Below are 17,934 nucleotides of genomic sequence, written 5' to 3' on the forward strand. Positions count from 1 at the left end.
GGGAGCAGGCGATGATCATCGGAAACGGCAAAAGTACCCCGTTGTCGCGGAACGCGATGGCCTACGTCCTCGCTGGCGGGCGGGGCTCGCGTCTGCACGACCTGACCGACAAGCGCGCGAAGCCGGCGGTGCATTTCGGCGGGAAATGGCGAATCATCGATTTCGCGCTGTCCAATGCGCTCAATTCCGGCATCCGCCATATCGGCGTCGCCACCCAGTACAAGGCGCACAGCCTGATCCGCCACCTGCAACTCGGCTGGACCTTCTTTCGCCGCGAGCGCAACGAGAGTTTCGACATTCTGCCGGCCAGCCAGCGGGTTTCGGAGCATAGCTGGTATCTCGGCACCGCCGATGCGGTGTACCAGAACATCGAGATCATCGAGAGCATCGCGCCCGCTCACATCATCATTCTGGCCGGCGATCATATCTATAAAATGGACTACGAAATGCTGCTCCAGCAGCACGTCGCCCAGAAGGCGGATGTCACGGTCGCCTGTGTCGAAGTGCCGCTCGCCGAGGCGACGGGCTTCGGCGTGATGCACATTGATACGTCCGACCGGATCCTCGCCTTCCTCGAAAAACCGGCCGAGCCGCCGCCGATGCCAGGCCGCACCGATGTCGCCCTCGCGAGCATGGGCATCTATGTGTTCGAGACCAAATTCCTGTTCGATCTCCTGCGCCACGACGCCGCCGATCCCCATTCCGAGCATGATTTCGGTCGCGACATCATCCCCCGCCTCGTGCGGGAAGGCCGGGCGATGGCCCATCATTTCTCGCGCTCCTGCGTCCGTTCATCCAAGGAGGCCGAACCCTATTGGCGCGATGTCGGTACGATCGATGCCTATTGGGAGTCGAATATCGACCTGACCGATTTCGTCCCCGCCCTCGATATCTATGACCGGTCCTGGCCGATCTGGACCTATACCGAAGGAACGCCACCGGCCAAATTCATCCATGACGAGGAAGGTCGGCGCGGCCTTGCGGTGTCCTCGCTGGTCTGCGGCGGCTGCGTGATCTCCGGTGCGGCCTTGCGGCGGTCCCTGTTGTTCACGGATGTGCGGATCAACTCGTTTTCGCAGGTGACATCCGCCGTGATCCTGCCGGACGCGGATGTCGGCCGCCATGCGCGGTTGACCAATGTGGTGATCGACCGAGGTGTGCGCATTCCGGAAGGTCTCGTGGTCGGTGAAGACCCCGAAGAGGATGCAAGGCGCTTTCGCCGCACCGAGAAAGGCGTCTGCTTGATCACGAAGGCGATGATCGACCGGCTGTGACAATCCCGATCCGGTCATGAAAATCCTCTCGGTCGGTTCGGAGATCTATCCGCTGGTAAAAACCGGCGGTCTTGCCGATGTGATGGGCGCACTGCCGGCGGCGCTCGCTGCCGAGTCCATCACCATGCGGGCATTGGTACCGGGCTATCCCGCCGTTATGGCTGCGCTCGGGGCTGGTGCGGTCGCGCTCGACATCACCGATCTGTTCGGCGGCCCCGCGCGCATCGTGGCAGGTGAACCGGATGGGCTGCCGCTCTTTGCGCTCGACGCCCCGCATCTGTTCGCCCGGCCCGGCAATCCCTACCTCGCCTCCAACGGCGTGGACTGGCCGGATAATGCCCAGCGCTTTGCCGCGTTGAGCCGGGTAGCTTCACTGGTGGCGCGTGGTGCCATTTCGGGATTCGTGCCGGATATCGTTCATGCCCATGACTGGCAGGCCGGTCTGGTCGCGGCCTATCTTCATTACGATGGTCTGCCTGCGCCGCCGAGCGTCATGACGGTTCATAATCTGGCCTATCAGGGTCAATTCCCCGCCTATCTGCTCGGCGCGCTCGGCCTGCCGGTCGCGGCTTATGCAATGGACGGCGTGGAATATTACGGCTCGATCGGTTTCCTCAAGGCCGGTCTGCAATTCGCCGATGCGATCACCACCGTCTCGCCGCATTACGCGGTCGAAATCGCCACGCCGGAGGGCGGTATGGGGCTCGATGGCCTGATCCGCGCGCGAAGCAGCGTGGTACACGGCATTCTCAACGGTCTCGATACCGCAAACTGGAATCCCGCCACGGATCGGGCACTCGTCGCGCGATACGACGCATCCACGATCGAGGCTCGCCCCGCCAACAAGGTCGCACTTCAGGCGCGAATGGGTCTCAAGCCGCACCCTGAATCCCTGCTGTTCGGCGTGGTAAGCCGGCTCGCGGCTCAGAAGGGGATCGATTTGATCATCGAAGCGCTGCCGCTGCTGGAGTCGCTCGATGCCCAGATCGTGGTCCTCGGCACCGGCGACCCGGCGATCGAGCGGGCTCTGGCCGAAGCGATCGCCCGCTACCCCGGCCGTGTCGGGGTGATGTTCGGATTCGAAGAGGCGCTGGCTCACCAGATCATGGCAGGTGCCGATGCCGTCATGGTGCCATCGCGCTTCGAGCCGTGCGGCCTCACCCAGCTATCGGCCCAGCGCTACGGCGCGATCCCGCTGGTATCCGCGGTCGGTGGTCTGGTCGACACCGTGATCGATGCGAATGCCGCGGCACTCGGCGCGGGGGTTGCCACCGGACTTCAGTTCGCGCCGGTCACCGCTGCCGGACTGCGCGATGGCATCCGCCGTTGCGCCGCCTTGTTCGCCGATCGTGCGGTCTGGCAGCAGATCCAGCGCAACGCGATGGCGCTCGACGTCTCCTGGGCCGCGCCGGCACGACGCTACGCATCGCTCTATCGTCAGCTCGCACAATCCCGCCCGGGCAAATGAGGGATTACAGTATATCGAGAATGCCGAAACAGGATGTCGCGCGGCCCCGGTACGGTGCCATGGTCACTGCGGCATCGATCCCGCGCGCACGATGGGCGGCGGCAATCGCCGCCAGTGTCCGCACCGCTGCGTCGTGCTCTGCGGCCATGGCGCGTTGCTCCGAAGCAAGGTGCCCCGGTCGCTGACAGGCGGACGCGATATCCGCCTCGCGCCGGAGCCTCGCGGCCCGCGAATCGGCTTCGCGCGCGCGAAGGCAGAGCCGTATCGCCTCGGCCATCGCGGCACGGTGAAATCGGGCCAGTTCGGCCTGGGCGTCAGCCGGGTGATGCCGCCATAGACGATCGATCAACGCGTTGCCTTCGATCTCACCGGACTCGATCGAATCAAAGGGCAGCATGTCGAGACCGTGGCGCTCCGATAATTCATCGACGAACAGCACGTCAGGCTCGATTGCAATCAGGGTGTCGAGGTCCGGGTGGGACATTTCCACCGGAAAGCGCACGACATTATCGGCAGGACAATCGGATAAGAGGGTCATTTGATTAAATTCTCCTATCTTAATGGTTTCGTTAAGTCGGTCCGTCGTTAAATATTTGGAAGAATGGCGACGCATCCATTTTGGTGGGCGGGCAGTTATACAGCGCCAGCCATTTTTACATAAGGTCCGAAACTATACACTGTGACGCGGATCACGAAATAGCCAAGCCGGACGCGGCTGTAGCCTGAACCCTATTCGGCCGGCATCGTGGTGATTCGGCGCGCGCGGCGCTTGCCGAACCCCGAGAGCGCCAGATAGATCACCGGCGTGGTGTAGAGCGTGAGCGCCTGGCAGACGATCAACCCGCCGATCACCGCAATCCCGAGCGGGCGGCGCAGCTGTTCGCCGGTGCCGACCGCGAAGGCCAGGGGCAAGGCACCGAGCATCGCCGCGATCGTGGTCATCATGATCGGGCGGAAACGCTCGACGCAGGCGGCGCGGATCGCATCCACCGGCCCCATATTGCCGGTGCGCTCGGCATTGAGCGCGAAATCGACCAGCATGATGCCGTTTTTTTTCACGATCCCCATGAGCAGGAACACCCCGATCACCCCGATCACCGACAGAGGCGTGCCGGTAATCAGCAAAGCCAGCAGCGCGCCGACACCGGCCGAAGGCAGGGTCGACAGAATCGTGAGCGGCTGGCTCAGACTTTCATACAGCACGCCGAGCACGATATAGATCGCAACGATCGCGGCAAGGATCAGCAACGGCTCGGTCTGGAGCGATTTGAGGAAGTACTTGGCATTGCCACCGAACTGGATTTTCACCGTGTCGGGCAACGGCAGTTCGGCGATCGCCGCCTTCACCTTCGCGACCGCAGGGCCGAGCGAACTCCCCTTGGCGATATTGAAACTGATCGTTCCCGCCGGCTCGCTGTCGAGATGCGTCACCGACAGGGGCGCGGTGGTGCGGGTGTAGGTTGCGACCTGGTCGAGCGGCACCGGCCCCTTGCTGCCGGCGACGAAAATGTGGCTGAGGTTGCTCGGCGAACGATCGAGGTCGGCAGGGACTTTCATCACCACCTCGTACTGGTTCTGCGCCTCATAGATCCTTGAGATCTGCTGCTGCGCAAAGGCGTTCTGCAACACCCCGTCGATCGCCGCGATCGAGACCCCGAGCCGTGCTGCGGCGTTGCGGTTGATATCGATCATGATCTCGGTCTGAGCCTTGTTCTGATCGGTCGAGATATTGTTGATGTCCTTGAGCGTCCGCAACTTCGTCTCGATCTGCTGGGTCACGGTATCCAGCCCGTCGAGCGACGTATCGATCACCGAGAAGCTGTATTCGCCGCCATTCGACTGTCCACCGAAAAAAATATCCTGTGCTACCTGCATGTTGGTCGAGATGCCGGGAATATGCGCGAGCTTCTTCTGCAACTGAACGATCACGTTCTGCGCCGAGATGTTGCGCTGATCGAGCGGCTTGAGCCCGATGAACATGGTGCCGCGATTGGCCGAGGAAAATCCGTTCGCGACCCCGATGCGCGATGTCGTGGTCGCCACCGCCGGATTGGCATCGATCACCTTGACCACCCGCGCCTCAAGCCGCTGCATCCGCTGGAACGAAACATCCGATGGTGCCAGCGTCTGCGCGATGATCAGCCCGGTATCCTCCTCCGGAATAAAGGCCTTGGGGATTTTCATGTAGAGAAAGATGGTCAAAACGATGGTCAGGAAAAAACTCGCGAGCATCAGCCAGCGGTGATCGAGCGCCCAGTCGAGGCTGCGGACATAGGCGGCGAGGCTGCGGTTGTAGAGCCGGTCGATCCCGCGCGCGAGCCGCGAATCACGTCCGACCTTCGGCGTGCGCCCCATGAAATGAGCGCAGATCATCGGCGTCACGGTCAGCGAGATCAGCCCGGAAATCACGATCGCGACCGACAGGGTCATGGCGAATTCGTAGAATAGCCCGCCGATGATCCCGCCCATCAGGGTCAGCGGCAGGAACACGACGACCAGTGAGACCGTGATCGAGATCACGGTGAACCCGATCTGCCTCGCCCCGACCAGCGCCGCCTCGATCCCGGTCAGGCCCCGTTCGTGCTGGGCGACGATATTCTCGATCATCACGATTGCATCGTCCACCACGAAACCGACACAGATCGTCAGCGCCAGCAGCGAAAAATTGTCGAGCGAAAACCCGAGCGCCCACATGGCCGCCACCGTACCCGCAAGCGAAAGCGGCACCGTCACCCCCGCTGCAATTGTCGGGGTCAGCCGCCGCATGAACAGCGTCACCACCATGAGCACGAGAATGATGGTGATCAGCAGGGTCAGCTGGATGTCGGCCACACTCGCGCGGATGGTGGTGGTCCGGTCCGTCATGATCTGTAATTTCACCGACGGCGGAAGAAATTTCTCGACCTCCGGCAACAGCTTCTTGATCCCCTCGACCGTCTTGATCACGTTGGCCTGGGCGGTCTTGGTGATCTCGATGGTGATCGCCGGCTGGCCGTTGGCCGAGGCCGCAAGCTGGGTATTTGCCACGCTATCGACCACCGAGGCGACATCCGAAAGCTGGAGCAGCGCGCCCGATTTGGTTTTCAGCACGATCCGCCGATATTGCGCCGCAGTGCTCAACTGGCCGTTGGCGGTAATGATGCTGGCGCGGTGCGGGCCTTGCAGCACGCCGAGCGGCTCGGTCTCGTTGGCGCTTCGCACCGAATTATAGACATCCGTGCTGGTGAGGCCTGCGGCGGCAAGGGCCTGGGTATTCAACCTGATCCGCACGGCGGGCGACCCCCCGCCGTACAGATTGACCTGTGCAACCCCCGAGACCTGCGCAAGCCGCTGATCCAGAACCGTGTCGGCGACATTGTAGATATCGCCGAGGCTGAGCGTCTTCGAGGTCAGCGCCAGGGTCAGCACCGGGCGCGATGCCGGGTTGAACTCCTTGTAGAACGGCCGGCTCGGCATCGCCGAGGGCAGATTGGGCAGGGCTGCGTTGATCGCGGCCTGCACCGCATGGGCATCGGTGTTGATGTTGGTATCGGTGTCGAACAACAGAATCACCGATGACGACCCGACCGAATTGATCGAGCGCACATCGTCGATCCCCGGAATGGTGCCGAGCGTGTGCTCCAGCGGTGCCGCCACCGTACTGGCCATGATGCTGGGCGAAGCGCCGGGCTCGGAAGCGAAAACCACGATCGCGGGAATCGGAATGCTCGGCACCGCCGCAACCGGCAACTGACCATACGCCAGAATCCCCGCGATCATGATCCCGATCGCGAGCAGCGCGGTTCCGATCGGCCTCCGGATGAAAGGCTCGGAAAAACTCATCGCCTATTCGGCCGGGGCGGGTGCGCCCGGCCCATTGGTCTCGCTGGCCGAAGCCAGCCGCGACGCCGGACGCAGCCGATCCATCGCCAGATAGATCACGGGCGTGGTGAACAAGGTCAGCAACTGGCTGAGCAGCAAGCCGCCGATGATCGTGATGCCGAGCGGTGCGCGCAGTTCCGATCCCGCCCCGCCTTCGAGCACCAGCGGCACCGCACCGAACAGCGCCGCCAGCGTCGTCATCATGATCGGCCGGAACCGCAGGATCGCCGCTTCCATGATCGCAGCCTCCGGCGAAAGCCCGCGATTACGCTCGGCCTCGATCGCGAAATCGACCATGATGATACCGTTCTTTTTCACGATCCCCATCAGCAGCACGATGCCGACCAGCGCCACCAGGGTGAACTCGGTGCCGGTGATCATCAACGCCAGCAACGCGCCGACCCCGGCGGACGGCAGGGTCGAAAGGATCGTCAACGGATGAATCGTCGATTCATACAGCACGCCCAGCACGATATAGATCACCACCAGTGCGGCGAGAATCAGCCACGGCTCCTGCGCCAGCGAGGTCTGGAACTCCGCTGCGGCCCCGCTGAACGAGCCTGAGATCGTCTCGGGTATGCCGAGCTTGCGCTCCGCCCCCAAAATAGCCGATTCCGCCGCACCGAGCGAGGAGCCGTTCGCAAGGTTGAAACTCAGCGTCACGGAGGGAAACTGATCCTCCCGGGTGATCGCCAGCGGTCCGAACTTGCGCTCGATCGTCGCCACCTGGGTGAGCGGCACCTGCGCGGGCAGGTTGGCCAGTGTATTGCTGTTGGCGGTACCCGAACTCGAAGTGGTCGAACTTGCGGAGCCTGCCGTCGTGGTCGAATTGCCGCTGACCGATCCGCCCGGCCCGAGAGCCGTGGTGCTGCTGCTCGAACTCAGGCCGCTCGCCGGCAGATAGATACTGGCAAGAGCCTGCGGCGACGACGCATATTGCGGATCGACCCCGAGCACGACGCGATACTGCGCGTTCTGGGTATAGATCGTGGAAATCTGGCGCTGGCCGAACGCATCGTAGAGCACCGCCTCGATCGTCGCCATACTGATCCCGAGCCGTGCGGCGGCGGCGCGATCGACCTTGATATACGTCTCAAGTCCCTGATTCTGCTGATCGCTCGCCAGATCCGCCAGTTGCGGCAGCTTCGCCATCGCCGCCTGGATTTTCCGCGCCCAGAGATCGAGTTCGGTCTGATTCGTGTCGGTCAGCGTATATTGGTACTGCGTCGGCGATATCCGGGACGACAAGGTAATGTCCTGCACCGGCTGCATATAGATGTTCAGCCCCGGAATCCCGGCCAGCGAGGATTGCAACTGGCTGATCACCGTGGTGATCCCCGGCCGCTTGCCGAACGGCGTGAGGGTGATGTTGAGCCGCCCGGTATTGGGTGTCGGGTTGGTCAGGCCCGAACCGAGCAGCGAGGTCACCCCGGCCACCGCCTTGTTGCGCAGAATGGTCGCCACCGCCTGCGATTGCAGCTTGTTCATCGCATCGAGCGAAATGCTCTGCGCGCCCTGCGTCACCGCCACGATCGCGCCGGTATCCTCCTGCGGCAGCAACGCCTTCGGAATGACGTAGAACAGGATCCCCGTGATCACGATGGTCGCGCCGAACAGCAGCATCATGAACCGGCGATGGCGCAGGCTCCAGTCCAGCCCGGTCTGATACCGGTTCCGCAGCGCCAGCAGCCCGGCCTCGGCGGCGCGCGCCACCCGCCCGGGCTTTGATTGATCGGCGGGACGCAGCAGCCGCGCACTCATCATCGGCGTCAGCGTCAAGGAAATCACCGCCGAAATCACCACCGCGATCGCCAGCGTCACCGCGAACTCCGAGAACAGCCGCCCGATCACCCCCGGCATGAACAGCAGCGGAATGAAAACCGCAACCAGCGAAATGGTCAGCGACACGATGGTGAAGCCGATCTGCCGGGAGCCGAGATACGCCGCGCGCATCGGCGTTTCGCCGGCCTCGATGAATCGCACGATATTCTCGATCATCACGATCGCATCGTCGACCACGAATCCCGATGCCACAGTCAGCGCCATCAGCGACAAATTGTCGAGCTGATAGCCAAGCTCGCTCATCACCGCGAAGGTCGCGACGATCGAGAGCGGCAGCGCCACCGCAGGGATCAGCACCGCGCGGGGATTGGGCAGGAACAGAAAAATCACCAGGATCACCAGCAGCGCCGATGTGATCAGGGTGATCTGCACGTCATTCACCGAAGCCTTGATCGTGCCGGTCCGGTTGGCGACGATCTGCACCTTGATCCCCGGCGGCAGATCCTTGCGCAATTCGCCGAGCGCCGACTGAACCCGCTGCACCGTGCTCACGATATTGGCGCCGGGCTGGCGCTGGATGTCGAGCACGACGGCGGGGACGTTGTTGTAGCTGCCCAGTTGCTGGTTATTTTCCAGCCCGTCCGTCACGGTGCCCACCGCCGAAAGCCGCACCGGCGCGTCGTGGGAATAGGCGATGATGAGGTTGCGGTATTGCGCGGGCGCGGTGATCTGGTCGTTGGCGCCCAGGGTGTAGGCTTGATTTTTGCCATCGAACGCGCCCTTGGCGCCGGTCTGGTTGGCATTGGAAATGGCGTTGCGGACATCCTCGAGCGACAGCCCGTAGGCGGCGAGCCGTGCCGGGTTCACATTGATACGGATCGCCTTGGTCATCCCCCCTTCGACCGAGACATTGCCGACCCCGGATATTTCCGAGAGCTTCGGCACGATCTGGGTCTGCGCCGCGTTCGCGATCGTGTAGATCGGCACGGTCGTCGAGGTGAGGGCAATGCTCACGATCGGCGCATCCGCCGGGTTCACCTCGGTATAGGTCGGAGGATACTGCAAATTCGGCGGCAGTGTGCCCGAGGCGGCGTTGATCGCGGCCTGGACGTTCTGGGCTGCGGTATCGAGTGAAACCGAAAGATCGAACCGCAGGGTGATCGCGCTGGTATTCTGGCTCGAAATCGAACTCATCGAGGAAAGACCGGCGATTTCCCCGAACTGGCGTTCGAGCGGGGCGGTGAGCAGTTTCGAGGCGGTATCCGGCGAAGCTCCGGGCAGCTTGGTCACCACCTGGATCGTCGGAAAATCCACCTGCGGCAGGGAGGAGACCGGCAGGGAGCGGTAGCCGAGCACACCGAGCAGAAAAATCGCGATCGCGAGCAGCGTGGTCGCAACCGGCCTGCCGATGAACGGTGCCGAAATATTCACGCAGAACCGCCCGGTGTCGGCGCGCCGGTCCCGGAGGTCGCGCCAGCGCCCGCACCGGTGACGATCTTGACCTTGGAGCCGTCCTTGAGTCGGGAATTCCCTTCGGTCACCACCTCCTCGCCGGCGGTGATGCCTTTCGTGATGACGATCGTCGCTTCATCCTCGTAGCCGATCGTCACCGCCTGATCGATCACCGTCGGGTTCTTGTGGCCCGCGGCGGACGGCTTGATCAGAAACACGAAACTTCCCTGCGGCCCCTGCTGCACGGCGACCGGCGGCACCGTCACCGCATTGGGGATGGTGCGCACCAGCGTGCGGACGTTCACATAGGCGCCCGGCCACAAGGCGAGCTTCGGATTGGGAAAATTGCCCTTCAACGTCAGCGTCCCGGTGCTGGCGCTCACCGTGTTGTCCAGCACGGAAATTACCCCGTGATCGAGCACTTTGGCGGTCTGCGGATTGCCTTCCGCCGTCGCGACGAGATCGACCTTGCCCTTGCTCATCGCCGCCGTGATCTGCGGCAGGTCCTGCTGCGGCAGGCTGAACTGCACCGAAACCGGTTGCAGCGTATTGATCACGACAATCCCGTTCGACAGATTCGGGTTGACGATATTCCCGGCATTGACCTGCAGAATTCCGGTGATGCCCGAAATCGGGGCGGTGATTTTGGTGTATCCCAGACTGATCTGATCGGATTCGATGCTGGCCTTGTCCTGCATCACCAGTGCGCGGTCTTCCGCCGCCGTGGCATTCGCGGTCGCCGCCTGCTGTTTCGAGGTATAATTCTGCGCGACCAGCGAGGCGTACTGGCGCGCCTGCAATTCGGCGTTGACCAAGCTCGCCTGATCCTGCGCAAGCTTCGCCTTGGCCTGCGCCAGCGTCGCCTGATAGGGGGCAGGGTCGATCTCGGCGATCTCCTGCCCCTTCTTCACGAACTGCCCCTCATGGAACAGGACTTTTTCGAGCGGCCCGGTGATCATCGGCTGCACCGTCACTGTGCGGTAGGGCACCACGGTCCCGAGCGCATCGAGATAGACCGGTACGGTCTGCACAACGGCCTTCGCGACCGTCACGGGTATCGCGGTCGATGCCATATGTTTCTTCTTGCCGGTCCCGTGCTCCAGCCGGATCACCACGACGGCGACCAGCACGAGCACGACAACGACAACGACAACGATCACTCTGCCCCGGCGTCTCGCCATGATTATCGCACCTCGTTCTTTGGTAACACCCAGCCGCCGCCCATCGCCTTGTACAAATTCACCGCCGCATCCAGCCGCGTGAGCCGCGATTGTTCCAAAGTATTCTCATCGGAAAGCAGGGTCTCCTCGGCATTGAGCACGGTGCTGACATCGACGACGCCTGCCTGAAGCTGCGCCCGCGCCCCGTCGAGCGCCGCCTGCGCGCGTTGCACCGCGATCTGCTGCAGATGCTCCTGGTCGGTCGCGTAATGCAGCGCCGTCATCGCGGTTTCGACATCGGTGAACGCCTGAACCACCGCCTGCTCATATTTCGCGACATCCTCTCGATACGTCGCCCGATCGACGTTGAGCGTGCCGGTCAATGCGCCACCCTCGAAAATCGGCTGGCTCAACGAGGACACCGCCGAGAGCAGGGCCGAGCCGGGGTTGAACAACGTATTGAGCGCCGTGCTCTGCCACCCGCCCGACCCGGTCAGCGTGATCGAGGGAAAGAACGACGCGAACGCGCCGCGAACCGTCGCATTGGCGCCGATCAGGGTGGCCTCCGCCTCGGCCACGTCCGGCCGCCGCTCAAGCAACTGGGCCGGTAATCCCGGTCGCAGCGGCGGGACGACGATGTCGTTGAGCGATCCACCCTTGACCCGGAGAAACTCGGGCGCCTTGCCGGTCAGAATGCCCAGCCCCAGCGCCTGCTGGCGCAACTCGGACACCAGATTCGGAATCGTCGCCCGTTCGCTCGCGACCAGTGCCGCCTGCTGCGCGACGGTCGGCTCATCCACCACGCCGGCCTTGAATTCCGCCTTCAACTGAGCGAGCAGACCCTGCGCGGCATCGAGATTATGATGCGCGATCGCCAGTTCATCCTCGTAAGCGAGAACCTGGAAATACGTGGTCGCGACCGAGGCTTCCTCGGTCAGCGCAACCGTCGCCGCATTGAACTGCGCCGCCGCCGCATTGGCCTGCGCCGCCCGCAGCGCATCGTAATTCTTGCCCCAGAAATCGAGCTCATACGAGGCCTGGAAATTTGCCGAATAACTGTGCGTGGTCGAATTCTTGCCCGATCCCACGCCGCCGAACTGCGAAAAGGCGGAGCGCGAAGACGCACCCGCCGCCCCGGTCCCGGCCTGCTGGAAGTTGCCGCTACCCGATCCCGTAATGCTCGGCAGCAAGGGCGATCCGGATACCTCGATCTGCGCGTTCGCCGCCTCCAGCTGATCGATCGCCTCGATCACCGAAAAATTATGAAGCTTGGCGGCCTCCACCAGCGAATCGAGTTCGGGCGACCCGAAATTGCGCCACCATCCCGGCTTCGGCCACGCCGGCGCCGCGCGCGAGGGCGAGAGGAAAGCGGTCGGCACCGCGAGTTTCGGGCCATGAAACGACGGCCCCACGACACAGCCCGCAAGCAGCAAGGGCGTTGCCAGAAGCCCGAAGCGAACCAACGGCCTCGCGCCGATCACAGATCGCAAGGCCGGCAGGCGTGAAAACAGGCGGGGAGGGGAGGCGTTCTGCACATCATGTCGATCCTGCCTTACCGCCCAATTGTAACAGTGTCATTGCATCGGTGCGTGAGGTCACGGATGCCAGCGCAATTCGCCCGGCGGCGCGCTGCGCGGATCGTACTCGATCCATTGCCCGTTCATCAGCGATTGCCCGGTGAGCGCAAGAATGAACGCCCAGTGGCTCACCACCAGCGTCTCGCGCCAGTCCTCGCGCGCGGCCATCCGCTCCCGAAACGCCGCCGCCCGCCCGATCACCGATGCCTCGGTCTCGATGCGGTCCGGCCACCACGGATCGGTCAGATGCGCGAAATCGTGATCAGGAAACCGCGCGGCCAGAATGCCGCGCCCGCTGCCGATGTCGCAGGTGAACGCATAGCGTTCGCGAATGAGCGGCTCGATTTCGATCGTGAGCTCCCGTTGCGCCAGCATCGGCGCCGCCGTCTGCAGCGTCCGTGTATAGGGCGAGACGATCAACCGGCGCAGCTTCCGGTCCGCGAGCGCCTGTGCCGCCGCCACCGCCTGCTCATGTCCCGCCGGCGTCAGCGTTGGGTCCTCGATACCGGGGTCCTGTCGCGTCGCACTGAAATGAAGGTTGAACTGGCTCTGGCCATGACGAAGCAGGATCATGGCGCAGCGATACCGTGCGCCGCGCCGCGCGGCAAACCGGCGGCCCGAAGCCGCACCCGATGCGGCTCCCGGTTGCGGCTTCGGGTGTCAGGGCCTATCACGGCACTCCGGGCCGTGCTCCGAACACAGGTGTCAACACGCGATGTACAAGGGTTTTCCGCTCGATATCGTTCTTCTTGCCCTGGTGGCGGGATTTCTGGTGCTGCGTCTGCGCAGCGTTCTGGGCAAGCGCACCGGCTACGAGCGCCCACCGCTGCCCGAACAACAGAGTGTCGGCCTGCGCGGCCCTGCCGCCCCGGTAATCGACGGCATCGTCGAGCCGATCCGCGCGCGTCCCGGCCGCCCGATCCCCACGCCGCACACCGCCGTTGGCCAGGCCCTCGCGCGGATCGCCGAAGCGGATCGCAATTTCGATCCGGTCAAATTCATCGACACCGCGGAAGCCAGCTTTCGCCGGATCGTCACCGCCTACGCGAGCGGCGATCTCACCACCTTGCGCACTCTGCTGACGCCCACGGTCTACACGACCTTCGAACACGCGATCACCGCCCGCTCCGAAGCCGGCGAAACCCACACGACCGAAATCAAGGCGATCGTCGAGGCGAGCATCGATGAAGCCGAAATGCTGGGCGATCATGCGGTGATCGTGGTTCGCTTCGTCTCCGATCAGGAAAATTTCACACGTGACCGCACCGGGCAGATCATCGTGGGTACCGAATCGGTTACCGAAATCGTCGATCTCTGGAGCTTCGAGCGGAGTGTGAATTCCTCCGATCCGCTCTGGCGCCTTGCAGCGGCGCGAAGCGGCTGACGCATGCGTGAATGGATGAACAGGCGGCCCGGCACCGCCACGGCGACGCATGAACCCCGGCACGAGCAGAACAGGCGGCTGGTGTCCCCGATCAGGACGGCTCTGTTCTGCGCCGTCACCCTCCTCATCGCCGGCTGCGCGACACGCCCACCGGCCGACACGTCAGGCGGGCAGGGCGGTTTCACACCGGTTGCCTACAGCGCGTTGCCCGGATGGGGCCCGCAGGCCGCAATCGCGGGTCTTGATTCCTTCACCCGCTCCTGCCGCGCGATCGATGTCATGCCGGAGGATCAGAGCCTTGGGGGCACCGGCACCGCCGCCGCCGAAGGTGGCAAGGCCGGTCTGTGGCGCAATGTCTGCGCCGCCGCCCGCGCCGTTCCGCCGGACGATGCCGCCGCCGCCCAGACCTTCTTCCAGTCGAACCTCGTCCCGTATCAGGCCAGCACCGCCGCCCGGATCACCGGCTATTACGAACCGGTCTATGCCGGTTCCGAGGTGAAACTCCCCGGCTACGACATCCCGCTCTACGCCCGCCCGCGCAATCTCGTGCTCGCCAACCTCTCCGCCTTTCGGGACAGCACCGGCAAGCAGCGCATCGTCGGCCGCCTGCGTTACGGCAAGCTGGTACCCTACTACACCCGGACCAGAATCGAATCCGGCGCGATCGCCCGTCAGGCCCATGTCATCGCCTGGCTGCGCGACCCGGTGGATGCCTACATGGCCGAAGTCCAGGGGTCCGCCGAGTTGCGCCTGCCCGATGGCACACTGATCGATCTCGGGTTCGATGGCACCAACGGCCGCGCCTACACCCCGATCGGCAAACTGATGGTCGAAAAGGGCGATCTCGCCGCCAATGACGTCTCGGCCCCCTCGATCAGCGCCTGGCTCCGCGCCCACCCCGCCCAGGCCTCGGGCCTGATGGATGCGAACAAGAACTACGTCTTCTTCAAGCGTGTCCGCGACGTGCCCGATGGTCTCGGCGCGCCCGGCGCACTCGGCGTTCCGCTCACCCCGGAAGGCTCGGTCGCGGTCGATGAAAAGGCGATTCCCCTCGGCGCGCCCGTCTTCATCGCGACCAAAACCCTCGACCGCCTCACCACCGCGCAGGATATCGATGTCGGTGCCAAAGGCGCCTCGGCAGCCCAGATCTTTTTCGGCCTGGGCGACCGCGCCGCCCAGCGCGCCGGAGCCATGGACGAGGTCGGCAGCCTTTACGTCCTGCTGCCCCGTCCGGTCGCCTCCCCTTCAACCGGAGCCTCCTCGTGAACGACGCCCCCCTCCACGACAACAGGCCCGATGATACCCGGCAGTCCCGGCCGCGTGTCGCCCTGTTCATCACCTGCCTCGCCGATCTCTATCGCCCGAGCGTGGGTTTCGCGGCGATCCGCCTGCTCGAAGCCGCCGGCTGCACCGTCGAGGTGCCCCGCGCCCAGACCTGCTGCGGCCAGCCCGCCTATAATTCCGGCGACCGCGCCACCGCCCGCGCCCTCGCCGAAGCGCTGATCACCAGCCTCGCCGGGTACGATTATGTCGTCGCCCCCTCAGGCTCCTGCGCCGGCATGATCCGTCGGCACATGCCCGCCTTGTTCGAGCAGGACCCCGACCAGCGCAGCCGCGCCGAGGCAATCGCCGCCAAAACCTGGGAACTCACCAGCTTCCTTGTCGATGTGATGGGCTTCGCCGGGCTTGATCTGACGCTCCCCGTCCGCGCCACCTATCACGACAGTTGCGCCGGCCTGCGCGAACTCGGCATCAAAGCCCAGCCCCGCGCCCTTCTTGCCAAAGTCGCGGGCCTTGATCTCGTCGAAATGGCCGAGCCCGAAATCTGCTGCGGCTTCGGCGGCACGTTCTGCGTCAAATACCCCGACATCTCCGCGCGCATGACCGGCGATAAAACCGCCGATATCGCCACCACCGGGGCCGACCTCCTGCTCGCCGGCGATCTCGGCTGCCTGCTCAACATGGCCGGCAAACTCTCCCGAGAAGGCAAACCCGTCGCGGTCCGCCACATCGCCGAAGTTCTCGCCGGCATGACCACCGGCTTGCCACCGATCGGAGGACCACGCGGTTGAGCGAGGCATCGCCCGAGGCGTCGCCCGAACCGCCGAAGCCGATCGAAACACTCAAGCTCGCCGCCATCATCGGCGCGCTCGGCGTGGTGTACGGCGATATCGGCACCTCACCGCTCTACGCCCTGCAGGCCTGTCTCGGCTACGTATCCAAGGGCGGTCTGAAACCCGATGACGTGCTCGGCCTGCTGAGCCTGATTTTCTGGGCGCTGATCATCACCGTCACCCTCAAATACGTCACCTTCGTCATGCGCGCCGATAATGACGGGGAAGGCGGCATCCTCGCGCTGATGGCGCTCGCCCAGCGTGTCGCCCGCACCGACAAGATCCGTTACACGCTCATGATCGTGGGCATCGTCGGCACCGGGCTGTTCCTCGGCGACGGTGTCATCACCCCCGCCATCTCGGTGCTCTCCGCGGTCGAGGGGCTGAGCGTCGCCTCGCCCGATTTCAGCCGGTTCGTGCTGCCGATTTCGGTGGCCATCATCATCGGCCTGTTCCTCGCCCAGCGCAGCGGCTCCGGCGCGGTCGGCAAGCTGTTCGGCCCGATCATGGTGCTCTGGTTTCTGGTGATCGCGGGCTTCGGCCTCTACCACATCGTGCTCAATCCCCGCGTCCTCATCGCTCTGATCCCCGGCCAGGGCATCCGGTTCATCTATCGCCACGACCTGCTCGCCTTCCTCGCCCTCGGTGCCGTGGTCCTCGCCGTCACCGGTGCCGAAGCGCTCTATGCCGACATGAGCCATTTCGGCCGCCGCCCGATCCGCGCGACCTGGCGCTTCTTCGTGCTTCCTGCTCTGGTCCTGAACTATTTCGGGCAGGGCGCGCTGGTCATCGCCAATCCGCAGGCTGCCGACAACCCGTTCTATCTCCTGATGCCCCACGAGATCCTGATCCCGATGGTCGTTCTCGCGACCATCGCGACCGTGATCGCGAGTCAGGCGGTGATTTCCGGTGCCTTCACCCTCGGAAGCCAGTGCGTGCAGCTCGGCCTGCTGCCGCGCATGGAAATCCGCCACACCAGCAAGACCGAGGAAGGTCAGGTCTATGTCCCGCAGATGAACGCGGCGCTCATGATCGGCGTCCTCATCCTCGTCCTCGGCTTCCGCTCGTCGAACGCGCTCGCCTCGGCCTACGGCATTGCGGTGACCGGTACATTTCTCTGCACCAACGTGCTTTCCGCCCTCGTGTTTCACCGTCATTTCAACTGGCCGCTCTGGAAGACGAGCCTGGTCTGGGGTGCCTTCTTTCTGGTCGATCTTGCCTTCTTCGGCGCCAATATCCTCAAGATATTCGAAGGCGGCTGGGTGCCGCTGGCCATCGGCTTCAGCATCGTTCTGCTGATGACCACGTGGCGGCGGGGCCGTTCGCTGCTCTTCGCCCGCTGGCAACAGGACAGCCTGCCGCTCGCCTCGTTTCTTGGCCGGTTGCCGCAATCGCGCATCGTCCGCGTCCCCGGCATCGCGGTGTTCCTGACCGGCAACCCGGAATATACTCCGGCCTCGCTGCTCCATAACCTCAAACACAACAAGGTCCTGCACGAGACCGTCTTTTTCGTCACCGTCCGCAATCTCGACGTCCCGACCGCGATGGGCGACGATCGGATGAAATGCGAGGAGCTCGCCCCGGGCATCTACCGCGTCCGCATCGGATACGGCTTCATGGATACCCCCAATCTGCCCCGATCCCTCGAAATGATGCGAGACCAGGGCCTGCCGTTCAACCCGATGCAGACGAGCTACTTCCTCGGGCGCGAAACGATCGTGGCCGCCACGGTGCCGAAACTCGGGTTCATCCGGCGGGCGGTCTTTCTGTTCATGCTGCGCAACGCCATCTCGGCCACCGAGTTTTTCCAGATCCCGAGCGATCGGGTGGTGGAACTCGGCGTCCGCGTCGCCATCTGACTG

The 17,934-nt window shown here is 64.0% G+C and carries 12 protein-coding genes; 6 read left to right on the forward strand and 6 right to left on the reverse strand.

Features of this window, described 5'->3' with window-relative positions; genetic code table 11:
* The first annotated feature begins 11 nt into the window (after positions 1-11).
* Together glgC and glgA are read left to right on the forward strand one after the other, a co-directional pair.
* The gene (glgC, locus tag SIL87_RS09845; protein ID WP_319613997.1) at positions 12-1,274 is read left to right on the forward strand and encodes a glucose-1-phosphate adenylyltransferase; all 1,263 of its coding nucleotides are present in this window, start codon (positions 12-14) and stop codon (positions 1,272-1,274) included.
* A gap of 16 nt (positions 1,275-1,290) precedes the next feature.
* Positions 1,291-2,742, forward strand: a complete 1,452-nt coding sequence (glgA, locus tag SIL87_RS09850) for a glycogen synthase GlgA (protein ID WP_319613998.1) — start codon at positions 1,291-1,293, stop codon at positions 2,740-2,742.
* Between the two features lie 4 nt (positions 2,743-2,746).
* Here the strand turns inward: glgA and SIL87_RS09855 are convergent, their stop codons facing one another.
* From SIL87_RS09855 to SIL87_RS09880, 6 genes are all read right to left on the reverse strand, one after another.
* Positions 2,747-3,280 (reverse strand): hypothetical protein, encoded by a 534-nt coding sequence (locus tag SIL87_RS09855; RefSeq protein ID WP_319613999.1) that lies wholly within the window; start codon positions 3,278-3,280, stop codon positions 2,747-2,749.
* Between the two features lie 191 nt (positions 3,281-3,471).
* Entirely contained in the window at positions 3,472-6,564 is a 3,093-nt protein-coding gene (locus SIL87_RS09860; protein ID WP_319614000.1) for an efflux RND transporter permease subunit, read from the reverse strand.
* Positions 6,565-6,567: 3 nt separating this feature from the next.
* A complete protein-coding gene (locus SIL87_RS09865) occupies positions 6,568-9,816 on the reverse strand; it encodes an efflux RND transporter permease subunit (protein ID WP_319614001.1) in 3,249 nt (1,082 codons plus the stop codon).
* A complete protein-coding gene (locus SIL87_RS09870) occupies positions 9,813-11,018 on the reverse strand; it encodes an efflux RND transporter periplasmic adaptor subunit (protein ID WP_319614002.1) in 1,206 nt (401 codons plus the stop codon). Before SIL87_RS09870 ends, SIL87_RS09865 begins: the two co-directional genes overlap by 4 nt.
* A 2-nt stretch (positions 11,019-11,020) precedes the next feature.
* Positions 11,021-12,532: an efflux transporter outer membrane subunit gene (locus SIL87_RS09875; protein ID WP_319614003.1), complete on the reverse strand. Its 1,512-nt coding sequence runs from the start codon at positions 12,530-12,532 to the stop codon at positions 11,021-11,023.
* 60 nt (positions 12,533-12,592) lie between these two features.
* A complete protein-coding gene (locus tag SIL87_RS09880) occupies positions 12,593-13,147 on the reverse strand; it encodes a histidine phosphatase family protein (RefSeq protein ID WP_319614004.1) in 555 nt (184 codons plus the stop codon).
* A gap of 142 nt (positions 13,148-13,289) precedes the next feature.
* Here SIL87_RS09880 and SIL87_RS09885 point away from each other — a divergent pair, with 142 nt between their 5' ends.
* Genes SIL87_RS09885 through SIL87_RS09900 form a run of 4 tightly spaced genes read left to right on the forward strand, consistent with a single transcriptional unit; the run spans position 13,290 to position 17,931 of the window.
* Positions 13,290-13,958, forward strand: a complete 669-nt coding sequence (locus SIL87_RS09885; RefSeq protein WP_319614005.1) for a Tim44/TimA family putative adaptor protein — start codon at positions 13,290-13,292, stop codon at positions 13,956-13,958.
* Between the two features lie 15 nt (positions 13,959-13,973).
* Positions 13,974-15,224, forward strand: a complete 1,251-nt coding sequence (gene mltA, locus SIL87_RS09890; RefSeq protein ID WP_319614006.1) for a murein transglycosylase A — start codon at positions 13,974-13,976, stop codon at positions 15,222-15,224.
* The gene (locus SIL87_RS09895; protein WP_319614008.1) at positions 15,221-16,030 is read left to right on the forward strand and encodes a (Fe-S)-binding protein; all 810 of its coding nucleotides are present in this window, start codon (positions 15,221-15,223) and stop codon (positions 16,028-16,030) included. Before mltA ends, SIL87_RS09895 begins: the two co-directional genes overlap by 4 nt.
* On the forward strand, positions 16,027-17,931 hold the full coding sequence (locus SIL87_RS09900; RefSeq protein WP_405055225.1) for a potassium transporter Kup: 1,905 nt from the start codon (positions 16,027-16,029) through the stop codon (positions 17,929-17,931). Before SIL87_RS09895 ends, SIL87_RS09900 begins: the two co-directional genes overlap by 4 nt.
* Positions 17,932-17,934: the final 3 nt, after the last annotated feature.

It is taken from the genome of Acidiphilium acidophilum, from assembly GCF_033842475.1.
GTDB lineage: Bacteria > Pseudomonadota > Alphaproteobacteria > Acetobacterales > Acetobacteraceae > Acidiphilium > Acidiphilium acidophilum.